This window comes from Caballeronia zhejiangensis (assembly GCF_000698575.1).
Lineage (GTDB): Bacteria > Pseudomonadota > Gammaproteobacteria > Burkholderiales > Burkholderiaceae > Caballeronia > Caballeronia zhejiangensis.
Map to the genome: position 1 here is coordinate 11,791 of NZ_JFHD01000033.1, position 18,148 is coordinate 29,938.

Consider the following 18,148-nt stretch of genomic DNA (forward strand, 5'->3'; position numbering starts at 1 on the left):
CGATGCCTCGCGCGCTCTCGGCCTCATGCCCGAAGGCGAAAACGCAAATCCGAAGAATGCCGCGCGGGATGGAGACATCCGACACGTCAGCGAAGGCATCCGATCGAAGCTCGAACCCCGAGCATTTGCAGTTTTCTCATCACGCAAGCAGCCAATGAAGGAGACGTCATGGCCCAGTTCAGTGCATCCGGCAGCTCAACCCTGCCGCCGCTCGACAACGAGTATGAAGAGCAACATCTGCCCGCCGGTTACAGCGACCGGCTTTACAACGAGGACCTCGCCCCGCTCAAGAATCAGACCTGGGGCGCGTACAACATCTTCGCGTTCTGGATGTCGGACGTGCACAGCGTCGGCGGTTATGTGTTCGCCGGAAGTCTCTTCGCGCTCGGCCTGACGAGCTGGCAGGTGCTGGTATCGCTGCTGATCGGCATTGGGCTCGTGAACGTGCTGTGCAATCTGATCGCTAAACCGAGCCAGGTGGCGGGCGTGCCGTATCCCGTCGCGTGCCGCGCCACGTTCGGCGTGCTCGGCGCGAACATTCCGGCCGTGATCCGCGGGCTCATTGCGGTGGCGTGGTACGGCATTCAGACATATCTGGCGTCGAGCGCGCTCGTCATCGTCGTGCTGAAGTTCGTGCCGTCGCTGATGCCTTATGCCGACGTCCACAAGTACGGCTTCATCGGGCTTTCGGCGCTCGGCTGGGCGGGCTTCATGCTGCTTTGGGTGCTGCAGGCCGTCGTGTTCTGGCGCGGCATGGAGATGATCAAGAAGTTCATCGACTTCGCCGGTCCCGCCGTCTACGTCGTGATGTTCATTCTCGCCGGCTATATGGTGTGGCGCGCGGGCATCGACAATATCGGCCTGAATCTCGGCGGCGTGAAGTATCACGGCACGGAAGTGATTCCCGTGATGATCACCGCGATCGCGCTCGTCGTTTCGTACTTCTCCGGCCCGATGCTCAACTTCGGCGACTTCTCGCGCTACGGCAAGAGCTTTCGCAGCGTGAAGCGCGGCAATTTCTGGGGCCTGCCGGTCAACTTCCTGGCGTTCTCGGTCGTGACCGTCATCACGACTGCGGCGACGCTGCCGGTCTTCGGCCAGCTCATCACGGATCCGGTGGAAACCGTCGGCCGCATCGACCATCCGTCTGCTGTGATTCTCGGCGCGCTGACCTTCACGATCGCGACCATCGGCATCAACATCGTCGCGAACTTCGTGTCGCCGGCCTTCGACTTCTCGAACGTCGCGCCGAAGCTCATCAGCTGGCGCATGGGCGGCATGATGGCGGCGGTCGCGTCGATCTTCATCACGCCGTGGAACCTGTTCAACAACCCGGCCGTGATCCACTACACGCTGGATATTCTCGGCAGCTTCATCGGACCGCTGTATGGCGTGCTGATCCTCGACTTCTATCTCGTGAAACGCGGCAAGCTGGTGGTCGACGATCTCTACACGGTGTCGGAACAGGGCAAGTACTGGTACACGAAGGGCGTGAACCGCCGCGCGGTGATGGCGCTCGTGCCGGCCGCCGTGCTCGCGACGCTCTGCGTGATGGTGCCGTCGCTCGAAGCTGCTGCGAACTTCTCGTGGTTCATCGGTGCGGGACTCGGTGCGGTGTTCTATTACTTCCTCGCGGATCGCAAGCGCGGAGTCTAAAACGATAGCTGGAACCTGAGAGAATTTCCGAAGGCAGTGTGGAGACAGCAATGCGCATCAAACTGATCAACCCCAACACGACGCAGCGCATGACCGACTCGATGGGCCGCTGCGCCCGCGAGGTCGCCGCGCCCGGCACGGAGATCGTCGCCGTCAGCCCGACGATGGGCCCGCCGTCCATCGAAGGCTATTACGACGAGGCGGTCGCGTCGCTCGGTCTGCTCGCCGAAGTGGAAGCGGGCGAAAAGCAGGGCTTCGACGGCTATGTGATCGCGTGCTTCGGCGATCCGGCCCTTTACGCCGCACGCGAACTGGCGCGCGGCCCGGTGATCGGCATCGCGGAGGCGGCGATGCATGCGGCGAGCGTCATCGCGCCGGGATTTTCCGTCGTCACGACGTTGCAGCGTACCGTCGGCATGGCTTGGCATCTGGCGGAGCGCTACGGCATGGAGCGCTTCTGCAAGAACGTCCGCGCGACAGACGTCCCCGTGCTCGAACTGGATGTGCCGGGGTCGCCGGCGCGTCGGACGATCATCGACGAATGCAGGCGCGCGCTCGACGAAGACGGCTCGGACGCCATCGTGCTCGGCTGCGCGGGCATGGCGGAGTTCTGCCGCGAAGTGGAGGACGCGATCGGCGCGCCGGTGGTTGAGGGCGTGACGGCCGCGGTGAAATGGGCGGAGGCGCTCATCGCGCTGAAGCTGCACACGGCGAAACGCGGCGACTACGCGCGCCCGCTCGCGAAACGGTACGACGGCGTGCTGTCGGATTTCAGCCCGCGCCGATAGCCTTTTCGCCGGACACATACCGATGACGTGACCCGGATTATGCGCCCTGATGTATGGGCGCATCCGGGTCTTTTAGCTACACTGAATCGTCGACAATCCCGTTTTTTCAACGCTTGAGCAGAACGCCAGCCATGTCACTCGATCCGAACTACCCACGCGATTTGATCGGCTACGGCCGCCACCCGGTGCAGGCGAACTGGCCGGGACGGGCGCGCGTCGCCGTGCAATTCGTGCTCAATTACGAAGAAGGCGGCGAGAATTGCGTGCTGCACGGCGATCCGGGCTCCGAGCAGTTCCTGTCGGAGATCGTGGGCGCGGCGGCGTATCCGTCGCGTCACATGAGCATGGAGTCGATCTACGAATACGGTTCGCGCGCGGGCGTGTGGCGCATCCTGCGCGAGTTCGAGAAGCGCGGCATGCCGCTGACGATCTTCGGCGTCGGCATGGCGATCGAGCGGCATCCCGAAGTGGCGAAGGCGTTCGTCGAACTGGGGCATGAAATCGCGTGTCACGGCTATCGGTGGATTCACTATCAGGACATGTCGCCGGAGAAGGAAGCCGAACACATGCGCCTCGGCATGGAAGCGATCGAGCGCGTGACGGGCGTGCGGCCGCTCGGCTGGTACACCGGGCGCGATAGCCCGAATACGCATCGGCTGGTCGCGGAATACGGCGGTTTCCTCTACGACTCGGACTATTACGGCGACGACCTGCCGTTCTGGACCGAAGTCGAAGTGACGGGCGGCGAGAAGAAGCCGCATCTGATCGTGCCGTACACGCTCGACACCAACGACATGCGCTTCGCGACGCCGCAAGGCTTCAACACGGGCGATCACTTCTTCACGTACCTGAAAGACGCGTTCGACGTGCTCTACGAAGAAGGCGACGACGCGCCGAAGATGCTGTCCATCGGCATGCACTGCCGCTTGCTCGGCCGGCCGGGGCGCTTCCGTGGCCTGCAGAAATTCCTCGATCACATCGAGAAGCATGATCGCGTGTGGGTTACGCGGCGTGTCGACATCGCGCGTCACTGGCGCGAGCAACATCCTTTCGAAAAAGCTAACAACGGGACGGCGGCATGAAGGCGATGCACTACACACTCGACCAACTCAACACCATGCCCGCCGACACGTTCGTGACGGTGCTCGCGGGCATTTTCGAGCACTCGCCGTGGGTGCCGGAAAGAGCGGCGCAACAGCGCCCGTTCAAGGACATCGACGCGCTGCATCGCGCGATGTCGCAGATCGTCGAAGAGGCCGGCGAAGACAGGCAGCTCGCGCTCATCAACGCGCACCCGGAGCTCGCGGGCAAAGCGGCGGTGCGCGGCGAGCTGACCGCCGAATCGACGCGCGAACAAAGCGGCGCGGGCCTGAATCTGTGCACGCAGGAAGAGTTCGACAGGCTTCAGTCGCTGAACGCGCAGTATCGCGAGAAATTCGGGTTTCCGTTCATTCTCGCGGTGCGCGGCTATGACCGTCACGGCATCATCGCGAACTTCGAAGCGCGCGTGAATCACGACCGCGCCGAAGAATTGCGCACGAGTCTCGACCAGATTTACCGGATCGCGGGCTTCAGGTTGAACGACCTGATTCAAGCGGCGTAATCCGCAAACAACCGTAAACGAACGAAAAGAAGGACAGAAACAAATGGCAATCCCGACTCTCGATCCCAATGCGCCCGACTTCACGCGCCGCTATGTGAACCTGGCGGACCCGCGTCTGGGCGCGCAGGCACTCGAGGCGAGCGACGATTTCTTCGCGCCGAAGGAACGCATGCTGAATCCCGAGCCGGCGGTGTTCATTCCCGGCAAGTACGACGATCACGGCAAGTGGATGGACGGCTGGGAAACGCGCCGCAAGCGCACGACGGGCTATGACTGGTGCATCGTCAAGCTCGCGCGTCCGGGCGTCATCAAGGGCATCGATGTCGACACGAGCCACTTCACCGGCAACTTCCCGCCGGCGGCGTCGATCGAAGGGGCGCATGTCGCCGACGGCGCACCGAATCAGTCGACGCAATGGACGGAAATCGTCCCGTCGACGACGCTGCAGGGCAACAGCCATCACTATCTCGAAGTCGAGGTCCAGCAGCCGTTCACGCATCTGCGCGTGAACATCTATCCGGATGGCGGCATCGCGCGTCTGCGGGTCTATGGCCAGCCGCAACTCGACTGGAGCAACGCCGACAAGCATGCGCTCGTCGATCTCGCCGCGATGGAAAACGGCGCGTACATGGTCGGCACGAACAATCAGCACTTCGGTCTCGCATCGACCTTGCTGATGCCGGGCCGCGGCGTGAACATGGGCGACGGCTGGGAAACGCGCCGGCGTCGCGAGCCGGGCAACGACTGGTGTATCGTCGCGCTGGCGCAGCCGGGCGTCATCAAGAAGGTCGAAGTGGATACCGCGCACTTCAAGGGCAATTTCCCCGACCGCTGCTCGCTTCAGGCGGCATACGTGAAGGGCGGCACGGACAGCTCGCTCGTCACGCAGGCGATGTTCTGGCCGGTGCTGCTCGGCGAACAGAAACTGCAGATGGACAAGCAGCATTTTTTCGAGTCCGACCTCGCCGCGCTCGGCCCGGTGACGCACGTGCGCTTCAATATTTTTCCTGACGGCGGCGTGTCGCGTCTTCGTCTCCTCGGAACCCTTGCATGATGAAGAAACTCGCTATCGAACCGTTGACGCGCGCAGCGTTCAAGCCTTATGGCGATGTCATCGAACTCGATGGCGCCAAGCAGATTCCAATCAACCTCGGCACCACGATCCGCTTCCACGATCTGTGCAACGTCGACGTGACCGACGGCGGCGGGCACGCGATCGTCAATCTGTTTCGCGGCCAGCCGCGCACGCTGCCGTTCGAATGCAAGATGATGGAGCGTCATCCGCTCGGGAGCCAGGCGTTCATTCCGCTCGATGACCGGCCGTATCTCGTCGTCGTCGCGCCCGCGGGCGATCTCGACGAATCGAAGATCCGCGCCTTCGTCACGCGCGGCTGGCAGGGTGTGAACTATGCGAAAGGCGTGTGGCATCATCCGCTGCTCGCGCTGGGGAAGGTGAGCGATTACATCGTCGTCGATCGCGGCGGCGGCGAAGGGCACAACCTCAACGAGCAGGATCTGAAGGAATCGCTCTGGCTGACCGAAGACGCGCTGCGATAGGCGCATCGAAAGCAGCACCCGCGCAGTGACGAAAGACCGGAACGCACCTCCGGTCTTTTTTTTCGTCACAGCGCCGCCCACACCACCCGATATCGCCGCCTTCCCACCCGAAATCTCCGTTGAACGGGACAGACCCGCCCCTTACCCTTGACGGACGGCTTGCATCCGGCCAGCGTCCGCCTCGGGACCGTCCGGTGCCGCACTAATAAATACGGAGACAGCATGAGCGATTCGGCCAGGAGGCGCGCGAGCGTAAGCGGTAACGATCAGTATGACTACATAGTGGTCGGGGCAGGATCGGCGGGATGCGCGGTCGCGAGCCGCCTTGCCGACCAGCAAGGGGTCACGGTCGCATTGCTGGAGACCGGCCCGGACGATCATCACTACACGGTGTGGGCGCCCGTCGGCGTGGCGAAGCTGGCGGTGAAGGAAAATGTGCGCAACTACGGTTATCACACGCTGCCGCAACCGTCGCTGAACAACCGGGTGTCGTTTCAGCCGCGCGGCCGCGGACTCGGCGGCAGCTCGTCGATCAACGGCATGCTGTATGTCCGCGGTCATCGCAACGATTACGATCGATGGGCGCAACTCGGATGCCGCGGCTGGAGCTACGAAGAAGTCCTTCCGTACTTCCGCAAGGCCGAGTCGAACGGCCGGATCCGCAATGGTCTCGACGACGCCTTCCACGGCGCGCAAGGCCCGCTGCACGTCTGCGATCAGCGCACGCTCAATCCGTTCAGCCAGCGCTTCATCGACGCCGCGTTGCAGGCGGGCATGCGGCTCAATCACGATTTCAACGGACAGCATCAGGAAGGCGTCGGGCTATATCAGGTCACGCAGTACAACGGCGAGCGCTGGAACACCGCGCGCGCGTATCTGCATCGCGGCGACGCAGCCGATGCATCGCTCTGCGGCGGCCGCGACTCGCTCTCGGTGATGACCGGCACGATCGCGCTGCGCATTGAGTTCGACGGCAAGCGGGCGACCGGCGTGCGCGTCGTGCGCGATGGCGTCGAGCGCAGCCTGCGTGCGCGTCGCGAGGTCATCGTGTGCGCGGGCGCGTTCAATTCGCCGCAACTGCTTCTGGCATCGGGAATCGGCCCGGCCGCGCATCTGCGCGAGATGGGTATCGATGTCGTGCACGATCTGCCGGGCGTCGGCGAGAACCTGCAGGATCACATCGACATCACGATCAAGAAGGCCGTGCCGACCGCCGATCTCTACGGCTACTCGTGGCGCAACATCGCGCGCATGATTCCGGAGCTGATGCGCTACAGGCGCGACCGCACAGGCATGTTCGCATCGAACATCATCGAGGCGGGCGGCTTCACGCGCAGCCGCGAAGGGCTCGCGGAACCCGATCTGCAGTTCGCGTTCATTCTCGCGCTCGTGGGCAGCCGTGGCGACGGCGCGGGCAGGAAAGCGCCGCCGGGATACAGCTGTCACGCGACCAACCTGCGCCCGAAAAGCCGTGGCGTGCTTCGCCTCAAGTCGCGCGACATGCGCGACGCGCCGCTCATCGATCCGCGCTATCTGAGCGTGGAATCCGACATGGACAACCTCGTGACCGGCGTGCGGCTCATTCGCCGGATTTTCTCGCAGCCCGCGCTTGCGCAAGCGGGCGGGCGCGAGCTCATGACCGACGATTTCGGCCCCGGCGAGGGCGATGAGCGCGCCATTCGCGCTTACATCCGCCAGCATGCGGACACGCTCTTTCATCCGGTCGGGACATGCAAGATGGGCGTCGATGAACTCGCGGTCGTCGACCCCGACCTGCGCGTGCGCGGCATCGATGGTCTGCGCGTGGCCGACGCCTCGGTCATGCCGACGATCATCGGCGGCAACACGAACGCGCCGACCATCATGATCGCGGAGAAGGCCGCGGATCTCATTCGTGCCGCCGTCTCCACCGAGACGCGCGTCGAGGCAATCTAATTCAGCGGGGAACATCGCATGCAAAACGGTGACACACAGGCGCTGCCGAAACCTTATCCGCCGTCGCTGCCGGCGACCGCGGCGACGCGCGCGGCGCACGAGCGCGCGCTGCACGAACTGCCTCCCGACGATCCCGAGGAGGAAGCGGACGCGCGGCGCGGATTCATCGGCACGGTGCCGGACGCCGAGGTGCGCGGCGCATATGGCCAGCTCGTCTGGAGCCTCGCGGACTACGCGTTTCTGAACGAGCCCGAGGCGCCCGACACCGCGCATCCGTCGCTGTGGCGTCACGCCCGCATCAATTCGCTGCACGGCCTTTTCAAGGTGACGGAGCGCATTTATCAGGTGCGGGGTTTCGACGTCTCGAACGTCACGTTCATCGAGGGCGACAGCGGGCTCATCGTCATCGATCCGCTGACATGCAAGGAAACCGCCGAGGCCGCGCTCGCGCTCTATTGCGCGCATCGGCCGAAGCGTCCGGTCGTGGCCGTCATCTACAGCCATAGCCACGCGGATCATTTCGGCGGCGTGCGCGGCGTCACGAATGACGCGGATGTGCAGGCCGGGCGCACGGCGATCATCGCGCCGGCCGGGTTCATGGAAGAGGCGGTGTCGGAAAACGTGATGGCCGGCCCGGCGATGGCGCGCCGCGCGCAGTTCCAGTTCGGCCACACGCTCGCGCGCAACGCGTGCTGCCAGATCGATGCCGGCATGGGCAAGACCATGCCGCGCGGCACGATCACGCTGATTCCGCCGACGCAGCTCATTCGGGAGCCGCTGGAGACGCATGTCATCGACGGCGTCGAGATCGTTTTCCAGCTGACGCCGGAAAGCGAAGCGCCCGCCGAAATGCATTTCTACTTCCCGCAGGAGCGCGCGCTCAATCTCGCGGAGAACGGCACGCGCTCGCTGCACAATCTGTGTCCGCTGCGCGGCGCGAACGTGCGCAATGCGCAACGCTGGGCGCGCTATCTGGGCGAGTCGCTGGAGCGCTTCGGACGCCACGCGGATGTCGTGTTCGCGCAGCACAACTGGCCGACTTGGGGCCGCGAGCGTATCGCCGGATATCTCGAAGCACAGCGCGATCTATACAAGTATCTGCACGATCAGACCGTACGCATGATGAATCGCGGCATGAACGCGGCCGAGATCGCGGAGGTCATGCGCCTTCCCGATTCGCTTCACGCGCTGTGGCACGCGCGCGGCTATTACGGCACGGTGTCGCACAACGTGAAAGCGATCTATCAGCAGTATCTGAGCTGGTACGACGGCAATCCGTCGAATCTGCACGCGCTGCCGCCGGAACTGGCGGCGCCGCGCTACGTCGAGTACATGGGCGGCGCGGATGCGGTGCTCGAACGCGCGCGCCGGGATTTCGGCAAGGGCGAATATCGCTGGGTCGCTCAGGTGATGAATCATCTCGTGTTCGCGCAGCCGCAGTTGCTCGAAGCGCGCGCACTGGGCGCGGCGGCGCTGGAGCAGATGGGCTATCAGGCCGAATCGGCGACGTGGCGCAATGCGTTCCTTCTGGGTGCGCGCGAGTTGCGGGAAGGGCATCGCGCGGCGACGCAGTTCGCGAGCCGCAGCCGCGACATGGTGTGCGCGATCACCGAAGACATGTTCTTCGACTATCTGGCGGTGCGTATCGACGGGCTGAAGGCACAGAATCTGACTGCGCGCTTCGACTGGCGTTTCAGCGATGTCGACAAGCGCTTCTCCGTGAATCTGCAGCACGGCGCGCTGACGTGGTCCGCGCTGCCGTGTGCGTTGCCGCCGCACGCGCAGATCGACATGACGCGCGAGACGCTGAATCTGATCCTCTGCGGCGAAACCGGCTTCGCGGGCGCACTGCGCGAAGGTCAGATCCGCGTCACGGGCGATCTCGACGCGTTCAAGTCGCTGCTCGGCGCGCTCGAACAGGTCGACAACGACTTCAACGTCGTGGAACCGTAAGCGGCGCGTCGTTATCGCGTATCGAAAGGCCGGTGCGGGCGCGCCGGCCTTTCGCGTTTCGGGGCGCGCTCTTTATCGAACGGCTAAGATAGTCGGCCCAGACGAGCCTGAAACAAGGAACCACGCATGATCGATCTTCGCAGCGACACCGTCACCCGTCCCAGTCAGCCGATGCTCGCCGCGATGACCGCGGCCAAAGTCGGCGACGATGTCTGGGGCGACGATCCGACCGTCATCGAATTGCAAGGCAGGCTCGCGGAGCGCACGGGCAAGGAAGCGGGCCTGTTCTTTCCGAGCGGCACGCAGAGCAACCTCGCGGCGTTGATGGCGCATTGCGCGCGCGGCGACGAATACATCGTCGGCCAGCAGGCGCACACGTACAAGTACGAAGGCGGCGGCGCGGCGGTGCTCGGCAGCATCCAGCCGCAGCCGATCGAAAACGCGCCCGACGGCGCCTTGCCGCTCGACACGATCGCGGCGGCGATCAAGCCGATCGACAATCACTTCGCGCGCACGCGTCTGCTCGCGCTCGAAAACACCATCGGCGGGAAGGTGCTGCCGGCGTCTTATGTCGCGGAGGCGACGCAACTCGCGCGCAGTCGCGGTCTGTCGACGCATCTCGACGGCGCGCGCGTATTCAATGCGGCGATGGCATCGGACAAACCAGTTGGCGAACTGTGCGCGCCGTTCGACTCGGTTTCCGTCTGCTTCTCGAAGGGGCTGGGCGCGCCGGTCGGTTCGGTGCTGGTCGGATCGAAGGCATTGATCGATGTCGCGAGCCGCTGGCGCAAGGTGCTCGGCGGCGGCATGCGCCAGTCGGGCGTGCTGGCGGCGGCGTGTCTGTATGCGCTCGATCATCACGTCGATGGCCTCGCGCAAGACCACGACAACGCCGCGCATCTCGCCGCCGGCCTCGCACAGATCGATGGCATCAAGATTCAGTCGCACGCGACGAACATGGTCTTCGCGCAGATTCCCGAGGCGCATTGCGCGCGGCTCGAAGCCTTTCTGAAGGAGCGCGGCATCCTCACGCAGATGCTCTATGCGTCGCGCTTCGTCACGCATCGCGATGTGTCGCGCGCCGATATCGACACGGTCGTTCGCGCGGTGAAGGATTACTTCGCACGTTGAAGGTCGAATGAAAAATGCCCCGCTTCCGAACGAAGCGGGGCATTTCATTGCGCGCAGCGGCAAGCTTATTCGACAGCGCCGCCTGCAAACCACGCCGCCACCTTCTGACGCTCCGCATCCGTCATTTGCGTGACGTTGCCGAGCGGCATCGCCTTCAGCGTCACGGCCTGCTGATGCACGCGCTGCGCATTCTGCTTGATTTCCGCGGGCGTATCGAGCAGGACGCCGGCGGGTGCGCTGCCCATCATCGTCGGATGCGCGGAGTGGCACGTCGCGCAACGCTGCTGGATGATCGGCTGAATGTCGGAGACCTTGATCGTCGGCGCGCCTGCGGCCTGGGCGACGGGCACCGAAGGTGCGGGCATCGTCCATGCGAACGCGCCGAGCACCAGCACGAGACCCGCGACCGGCATGTACCACAGCACCTGGCCGCGATGGCGCATCACGAAGAACTGGCGAATCAGCGCGCCCGCCAGCATGATGAGCACGAGGATCAGCCAGTTGTACTTGTGCGTGTAGGTCATCGCGTAGTGGTTCGACAGCATCGCGAACACCACCGGCAACGTGAAGTACGTGTTGTGCACGGAGCGCTGCTTGCCGCGCTTGCCGTAGATCGCGTTCGGCGTTTCGCCCTTGAGCATCGCGGCGACCATCTTGCGCTGGCCCGGAATGATCACGAAGAACACGTTCGCCGACATGATCGTCGCGATCATCGCGCCGGTGATCAGATACGCCGCGCGGCCCGCGAACACATGGCACGCGATGAACGCAGCGATCAGCACATAGATGCCGACGCAGATGCCGAGCAGCTTGTCGTTGGTGCCGAGCACGCGGCACAGCGTGTCGTACACGATCCAGCCGGCCATCAAAAAGCCGAGCGCGGCCGATACGGCGACCACCGGACCCATGTCGAGCACGCTCTTGTCGATGAGATACGTGCTCGGCGCCATCAGATACAGCACGAAGAAGAGGCCGAAGCCCGACATCCACGTCGTGTACGACGGCCAGAACGACCAGTGCAGGTTTTCCGGCATGTCCTGCGGCGCGACGGAATACTTCTGCATGTGATAGAAACCGCCGCCGTGAACGTGCCAGAAATCGCCGAACACGCCGCGTCGGCGCGCGTTCGGGTCGGTTGGCGGTTTCAAACTGTTGTCCAGCGCGACGAAATAGAACGATTCGCCGATCCACGCGATCGCGACGATGACGTGCAGACAGCGCAATACGAGATTGAGCCAGTCGGTGACAAAGCCTTCCATGTACTCCTCCACTACCGATTCGTTATGTGCTTGTGGGGTTCAAGCGATGTTTTGGCTGCCGCTCAGCTTCCGCGATAGGTGCTGTACGCCCACGGCGACACGAGCAGCGGAACGTGATAGTGCGACGAAGCATCCGCGATGCCGAAGCGCAGCACGACGCGATCGACGAAGCGCGGCTCGGGCACTTTCACGCCGAGCGCGGCGAAGTAGTCGCCTGCGTGGAACACGAGTTCGTATTCGCCGGTTTCGAAGTCGGCGCCTTCGAGCAGCGGCGCATCGGCGCGGCCGTCGTCGTTCGTGTGGATGGTCCTGATCGCGCGGCGGGCGTCGCCGTTGAGCGCGAACAGCTCGACTTTGAGGTTCGCGCCCGGGCGGCCGTGCGCGGTGTCGAGGACGTGGGTAGTGAGCTTGCCCATTCGCAGTTTCCTTGAGTTGTGCGAGATCCGGCTTTGCGCATCGATCCGAAATTCGGCACCTGATTACTCGAGGTGCGTCTGCGGCGGATCGAGGCTCCACGTCAGTGGCTACATACCCGTCGGCGTTTCAGATGCGCGCCGTGTACAGCATTGTAGGAATTCGAGACGCGCTGTGCGGCCGCGATAGGAAAGATAATGCCTGACGCATGACAGCGTCGCGTAAGCAAGACGCACGCGCTCGGAATCGCTTTTTGCCGATGCTACCCGCGCCAATAATCGGAAATATATTGCCGCCGTGAAGATGACTATGACTGCCGCTTGATTGCGTCCGATTTTTTGGCTGCGGACAGTAGCGGTGCGCGCAATATCCATGGATATTTGCCGCGTCCCGAAGACGGCGGCAGACGCTGGGTAACCGGGGCTTTTCACTGGTTTCCCAACTGTCTCTGGAGAGAGTTAGCTTATGCCACGCAGTCTTCTGGTCAAGAACGCCCACATGCTCGTCACGATGGACGAAGCGCGCCGCGAAATCGCCGATGGCGGCATGTATATCGAGGGCAATCGCATCGTGCAGGTCGGGCCGACGAGCGAACTTCCGCAATCCGCCGACGACGTACTCGACATGCGCGGTCATCTCGTGATTCCGGGCCTCGTCAACACGCACCATCACATGTATCAGAGCCTCACGCGCGCGATTCCCGCCGCGCAGAACGCCGAGCTTTTCGGCTGGCTCACGAATCTCTACAGGATCTGGGCGCATCTGACGCCCGAAATGATCCATGTCTCGACCCAGACCGCGATGGCCGAACTGCTGCTGTCCGGATGCACGACGTCGAGCGATCATTTGTATATCTATCCGAACGGCAGCCGGCTCGACGACAGCATCGCGGCGGCGCGCGAGATCGGCATGCGGTTTCACGCGGCGCGCGGGAGCATGAGCGTCGGACAAAAGGATGGCGGCTTGCCGCCCGATTCGGTCGTCGAAAAGGAGGATGCGATTCTGAAGGACTCGCAACGCCTGATCGAGACGTATCACGACGAAGGCCGTTACGCGATGCTGCGCGTGGTGGTCGCGCCTTGTTCGCCGTTTTCGGTGAGCCGCGAATTGATGCGCGATGCGGCGCTGCTCGCGCGCGAATACGGCGTGTCGCTGCACACGCATCTGGCCGAGAACGTGAACGACGTCGCGTATAGCCGCGAGAAATTCGGCATGACGCCGGCGGAATATGCGGAGGATCTCGGCTGGGTCGGGCATGACGTGTGGCACGCGCACTGCGTGCAGCTCGACAAGGCGGGCATCGAGCTTTTTGCGCGCACAGGGACGGGTGTCGCGCATTGCCCGTGCTCGAACATGCGGCTCGCGTCCGGGATCGCGCCGATTCGCGCGATGCGCGATGCGGGCGTGCCGGTGGGTATCGGCGTGGATGGGTCGGCGTCGAACGATGGCGCGCAGATGGTCGCGGAAGTGCGGCAGGCTTTGCTCCTGCAACGCGTTGGGTTCGGGCCGGATGCGATGACTGCGCGCGAGGCGCTGGAAATTGCGACGCTCGGGGGCGCGAGGGTGCTCAATCGCGATGATATCGGGGCGCTTGCGCCGGGCATGGCGGCGGATTTTGTGTCCTTCGACCTCTCGCAGGTCGCGTTTGCCGGGGGGCTTTCTGATCCTGTCGCTGCGTTGGTGTTCTGTGCTCCGTCGCAGGTGTCGACCAGTGTTATCGACGGGAAGATCGTGGTGAAGGATGGGGTGCTTGCGACGGTGGATCTAGGCGCGGTCGTGGAGCGCCACAATCGTCTGGCGCGGGACTTGGTTCAGGCTTCTTCTTCGGGCTCTTGATCTTTCTTGGGGGCGTTGCGTGAAACCAGTGTTCGTGTTGGTCCATTCGCACAGGGGCAACGCTAATAGACCGACGCGAACACAGCTTTCACGAACGAGCAAGGAAAGCGTTAAGACTGATCGATCAACGACCGCGTCGCCTCGGCGACGAGCCCCCGCAACCATCGCACTTCATCCGAATAATGACACCGCTCATGCCACAACTGGTAATACTGCATCGGCGGAAAATCGAGCGGCGCGGGCACGACTGCCAGCGGCAAGAACCGCGCGTAATGGTCCGCGAACAGCCGCGTCGTCGTAAACACGAGATCCGACTTGATCAACACGTAAGGCGCGAGATTGAAGTACGGCAACGTAACGACGACATGACGCTTCAACCGTTCCCGCGCGAGATGCACGTCGATCGCGCCGCGCTGCCCGACGGAATAGGGCGTCGGCGCGAGATGCGGCGCGTTCAGGTACTGATCGAGCGTAAGCCCGCCGCGCTTCGCGAAAGGATGCGTATTGCTGACGAGACACACGATCTTGTCGACGAACAGATTGGAAAGATGCAACTGCTCGGGCGGCTCCGGCCAGTTGCCGACGACGATATCGAGTTTGCCGTCCTCCAGCGCGAGTTCGTAATCGAACGCCGGACCGAGCGAATGAAATTCGAGCGTGGCGTTGGGCGCGGCCTGCCTGAAGCGCTCGACGACAGTCGGCACGAACAGCACGTTCAGATAATCCGGACAGCCGATCCGATAGCACCGCACCGAAGTGGACGGGTCGAAATTATGCTGCTGAACCTTGATGCGCTCGATTTCACGCAGCGCGTTCTGCGTCGGTTCGAGCAGGCGCAGGCCATATTCGGTCGGCACCATGCCGGACTTGCCGCGCACGAGAAGCGGGTCGCCGGTGATGTCGCGCAAGCGCCGCAAGGCAGCGCTGATGGCGGGTTGCGACTGATTGAGCTTGACGGCCGCACGCGTCACGCTGCGTTCCATCAGGAGGGTATGCAAGACGCGCAATAAGTAAGTATCGATCGCCTCGCGTTGCTGACTCATGTTATCTCCACTATATGTTCTGGCTGATCGACGCAGGGGTGCGACATATCGTTTTTAATATGTTGCAAAAAATTCGTCAAGATGTGAGTTACCCGCGATGACTGGGTTTGCGCGGCGCAACACATAATTTTGAGTTATCGACTTAGCGTCTCGATTTCTGTAAATTCTGCCCGCGATATGAGTTCGTGCGACATCACGCTGTCTTGCGCTCTCGAGCGGTAACTTTTTCCAGCCCGGCCTGCTCGGTGGCCGGGCGCATCTCTGGATCTCAATGGGCGACGCCATCTCCACGTCGACGACGCCACCGCGCCTGGCGTTGTCCGGTATCAGCAAGCAGTATCCGTCGGTCAAGGCGAACGACGGCGTGAATCTCGTCGTCATGCCGGGCGAAATCCACGCCGTGCTCGGCGAGAACGGCGCGGGCAAATCCACGCTGATGAAAATCATCTACGGGGCGGTGCGCCCGGATGAAGGCGAGATCCGCTGGCAGGGCGAGGCGGTCGAGATCGGCAGCCCGGCCGCCGCGCGCAAGCTCGGCATCGGCATGGTCTTTCAGCACTTTTCGCTGTTCGAGACGCTGACCGTCGCCGAAAACATCGCGCTCGCGCTCGACGAAAAGTTCGACATGAAGGCGCTCGGCAAGCGCATCCGCGATGTGTCGAAGGACTATGGCCTCGATGTCGATCCGCAGCGCCACGTCCACAGCCTGACCGTCGGCGAACGGCAGCGCGTCGAGATCGTGCGATGCCTGCTGCAGAATCCGCGGCTGCTCATCATGGACGAGCCGACGTCCGTCCTTACGCCGCAAGCCGTGCAGAAGCTTTTCAAGGTGCTGCGCCGCCTCGCGTCCGAGGGCTGCAGCATTCTCTATATCAGTCACAAGCTCGACGAAATACAGTCGCTGTGCGAAAACGCCACCGTGATGCGCGGCGGTCGCGTGACCGGCAACGTCGATCCGCGCAAGGAGACGCATGCGTCGCTCGCGCAACTGATGGTGGGCCATTCGCTGCCCGACTACACGCGCCGCGAACACAATCCCGGCGACGTGCGCCTTGCGGTGAAAAATCTGTCGGTCGCGAGTCCGGACCCGTTCGGCACGTCGCTCGACAACGTCTCGTTCGGGGTGCACGCGGGCGAGATTTTCGGGATCGCGGGCGTGTCGGGGAACGGACAGGCGGAGTTGCTCGCGGCGCTGTCGGGCGAAATCCGCGATAAACACGTCGCCGCCGATGCCGTGTCGATCTGCGGCAAGCCCGCCGCGCGTCTCACCGCGGGCGGCCGCCGGCGGCTCGGCTTCGCGTTCGTGCCGGAGGAGCGGCTCGGCCGCGGCGCGGTCCCGGCGATGTCGCTCGCCGATAACGGCCTGCTCACCGCGCATCGCGAAAACATGGTGCGCGGCGGCTGGATCAAGGCGGGCACGGTCAAGGCATTCGCGGAACGCTGCATCAAGTCGTTCGACGTGCGTTGCGGCGGCAGCGATGCGCTCGCGCAAAGTCTCTCCGGCGGCAACTTGCAGAAATTCATCGTCGGACGCGAGATTCTTCAGGAGCCGAAAGTGCTCGTGGTCGCGCAGCCGACTTGGGGCGTCGATGTCGGCGCGGCGGGTTTCATCCGCCAGCAACTGCTCGATCTGTCCGCGCGCGGCGTCGCGATTCTCGTGATTTCGGAAGAACTGGAAGAACTCTTCGATATCTGCGACCGGCTCGCCGTCATCGCGCGCGGCAAGCTCTCGCCGGTGCGCAAGACGAGCGAAACCAATGCGGAGGAGATCGGCCTCTTCATGGCCGGCCTCTTCGAAGGCAAGCCCGCGTCCGCCGTCGAATCCGACTCTCTTCAGAAGCACTAAAAGAACGATGATCTTCCCTTATCGACTCGAAGCGCGTCCGGCGCCCTCGCGCGTCATGCAGCTCGCGGTGCCGGTGGTCGCCGCCGTGGCGACGCTCGTCATCGGCTTTCTGATTTTCAGCCTCGTCGGACAGGATCCGCTGCGCGCGATGCATGCGTTCTTCATCGAGCCGCTCTCCAGCATCAACGGCTGGTCGGAGCTCGTGCTCAAGGCGTCGCCGCTGTGCCTGATCGGGCTCGGACTCGCGGTCGGCTATCGCGCGAACGTGTGGAACATCGGCGCGGAAGGGCAGATGCTGCTCGGCGGCATCGTCGCGGGCGGCATCGCCGTCCATGTCGGCGATGCTTCCGGCTGGTGGACGCTGCCGCTGATGATGGTGGGCGGCATCGTCGGCGGAATGGTGTGGGCGGGCATTCCCGCGCTGCTCAAGAGCCGCTTCAACACGAACGAAATCCTGACGAGCCTGATGCTCACCTACGTCGCGACGCAGTTGCTCATCTATCTCGTGAGCGGTCCGTGGCGCGATCCGGAAGGCATGAACTTCCCGATCTCGGCGATGTTCGGCGACGACGCGCTCTTCCCGCGTCTCTACGGCGACTGGCACTGGACATGGCTGAAGGGCACGCGCATCAACGCGTCGGTGTTTCTGACGGCGATCGCGATTCCCTGCGTGTGGCTCTTCATGCGCAAGAGCTTCGCGGGCTTCCGGATGAACGTAGGCGGTCTCGCGCCGCTCGCCGCGCGCTACGCCGGGTTCTCCGACAAGAAGACGATCTGGACCTCGCTCCTGCTTTCCGGCGGCCTCGCGGGTCTCGCGGGCATGGGCGAAGTGGCCGGTCCGATCGGCCAGCTTCAGGCGGGCTGGTCGCCGGGCTACGGCTTCACGGCGATCATCGTCGTGTTCGTGGGGCGTCTGCATCCGGTCGGCATCGTGCTCGCCAGTCTGCTGATGGCGCTGCTTTATCTCGGCGGCGAAGCGGTGCAGACGTCGCTGCAATTGCCGCAGGCGCTCGCGGGCGTGTTTCAGGGCTTGCTGCTGTTCTGCCTGCTCGGTTGCGATCTGTTCGTGAATTTCCGCATCAAGCGCAGGACGCCTGCACATCACGCCGCTTAACGAGGTCGAGAGA

The 18,148-nt window shown here is 63.6% G+C and carries 15 protein-coding genes; 12 read left to right on the top strand and 3 right to left on the bottom strand.

What is annotated here, in order from left to right; genetic code table 11:
• The first annotated feature begins 168 nt into the window (after window positions 1–168).
• The 9 genes from BG60_RS28375 to ltaE all read left to right on the top strand — a co-directional run bounded on the left by BG60_RS28375 (window position 169) and on the right by ltaE (window position 10,623).
• The gene (locus tag BG60_RS28375; RefSeq protein WP_034473576.1) at window positions 169–1,656 is read left to right on the top strand and encodes an NCS1 family nucleobase:cation symporter-1; all 1,488 of its coding nucleotides are present in this window, start codon (window positions 169–171) and stop codon (window positions 1,654–1,656) included.
• A gap of 50 nt (window positions 1,657–1,706) precedes the next feature.
• Window positions 1,707–2,444, top strand: a complete 738-nt coding sequence (locus BG60_RS28380) for an aspartate/glutamate racemase family protein (RefSeq protein ID WP_008350020.1) — start codon at window positions 1,707–1,709, stop codon at window positions 2,442–2,444.
• Window positions 2,445–2,575: 131 nt separating this feature from the next.
• On the top strand, window positions 2,576–3,526 hold the full coding sequence (gene puuE, locus BG60_RS28385) for an allantoinase PuuE (RefSeq protein ID WP_034473579.1): 951 nt from the start codon (window positions 2,576–2,578) through the stop codon (window positions 3,524–3,526).
• A complete protein-coding gene (uraD, locus tag BG60_RS28390) occupies window positions 3,523–4,047 on the top strand; it encodes a 2-oxo-4-hydroxy-4-carboxy-5-ureidoimidazoline decarboxylase (RefSeq protein WP_008350016.1) in 525 nt (174 codons plus the stop codon). The genes puuE and uraD overlap by 4 nt, the downstream gene beginning before the upstream one ends.
• 43 nt (window positions 4,048–4,090) lie before the next feature.
• Complete coding sequence (gene alc / locus BG60_RS28395) at window positions 4,091–5,101, top strand: allantoicase (protein WP_034473581.1); 1,011 nt, start codon at window positions 4,091–4,093, stop codon at window positions 5,099–5,101.
• Window positions 5,101–5,604, top strand: coding sequence for an ureidoglycolate lyase (locus BG60_RS28400; protein WP_033537260.1), 504 nt, complete (start codon window positions 5,101–5,103; stop codon window positions 5,602–5,604). Before alc ends, BG60_RS28400 begins: the two co-directional genes overlap by 1 nt.
• Before the next feature lie 222 nt (window positions 5,605–5,826).
• Window positions 5,827–7,539, top strand: a complete 1,713-nt coding sequence (locus BG60_RS28405; RefSeq protein ID WP_034473584.1) for a GMC family oxidoreductase — start codon at window positions 5,827–5,829, stop codon at window positions 7,537–7,539.
• 18 nt (window positions 7,540–7,557) lie between these two features.
• On the top strand, window positions 7,558–9,492 hold the full coding sequence (locus tag BG60_RS28410) for an alkyl/aryl-sulfatase (RefSeq protein ID WP_051996674.1): 1,935 nt from the start codon (window positions 7,558–7,560) through the stop codon (window positions 9,490–9,492).
• Between the two features lie 126 nt (window positions 9,493–9,618).
• A complete protein-coding gene (gene ltaE, locus BG60_RS28415; protein ID WP_034473587.1) occupies window positions 9,619–10,623 on the top strand; it encodes a low-specificity L-threonine aldolase in 1,005 nt (334 codons plus the stop codon).
• Between the two features lie 65 nt (window positions 10,624–10,688).
• Here the strand turns inward: ltaE and BG60_RS28420 are convergent, their stop codons facing one another.
• Both BG60_RS28420 and uraH read right to left on the bottom strand, forming a co-directional pair.
• Entirely contained in the window at window positions 10,689–11,882 is a 1,194-nt protein-coding gene (locus tag BG60_RS28420; RefSeq protein WP_008350004.1) for a urate hydroxylase PuuD, read from the bottom strand.
• A 62-nt stretch (window positions 11,883–11,944) separates the two neighbouring features.
• Window positions 11,945–12,298 (bottom strand): hydroxyisourate hydrolase, encoded by a 354-nt coding sequence (gene uraH, locus BG60_RS28425; RefSeq protein ID WP_034473589.1) that lies wholly within the window; start codon window positions 12,296–12,298, stop codon window positions 11,945–11,947.
• 463 nt (window positions 12,299–12,761) lie between these two features.
• On the opposite strand from uraH, the gene BG60_RS28430 reads away from it, so the two are divergent.
• On the top strand, window positions 12,762–14,132 hold the full coding sequence (locus BG60_RS28430; RefSeq protein WP_034473591.1) for an 8-oxoguanine deaminase: 1,371 nt from the start codon (window positions 12,762–12,764) through the stop codon (window positions 14,130–14,132).
• Between the two features lie 110 nt (window positions 14,133–14,242).
• Here the strand turns inward: BG60_RS28430 and BG60_RS28435 are convergent, their stop codons facing one another.
• Window positions 14,243–15,175 (bottom strand): LysR substrate-binding domain-containing protein, encoded by a 933-nt coding sequence (locus BG60_RS28435; RefSeq protein WP_034473592.1) that lies wholly within the window; start codon window positions 15,173–15,175, stop codon window positions 14,243–14,245.
• Window positions 15,176–15,446: 271 nt separating this feature from the next.
• On the opposite strand from BG60_RS28435, the gene BG60_RS28440 reads away from it, so the two are divergent.
• Window positions 15,447–17,021: an ABC transporter ATP-binding protein gene (locus BG60_RS28440; protein ID WP_034473593.1), complete on the top strand. Its 1,575-nt coding sequence runs from the start codon at window positions 15,447–15,449 to the stop codon at window positions 17,019–17,021.
• A 7-nt stretch (window positions 17,022–17,028) separates the two neighbouring features.
• Entirely contained in the window at window positions 17,029–18,135 is a 1,107-nt protein-coding gene (locus tag BG60_RS28445) for an ABC transporter permease (RefSeq protein ID WP_008349994.1), read from the top strand.
• The last annotated feature ends 13 nt before the right edge of the window (window positions 18,136–18,148 follow it).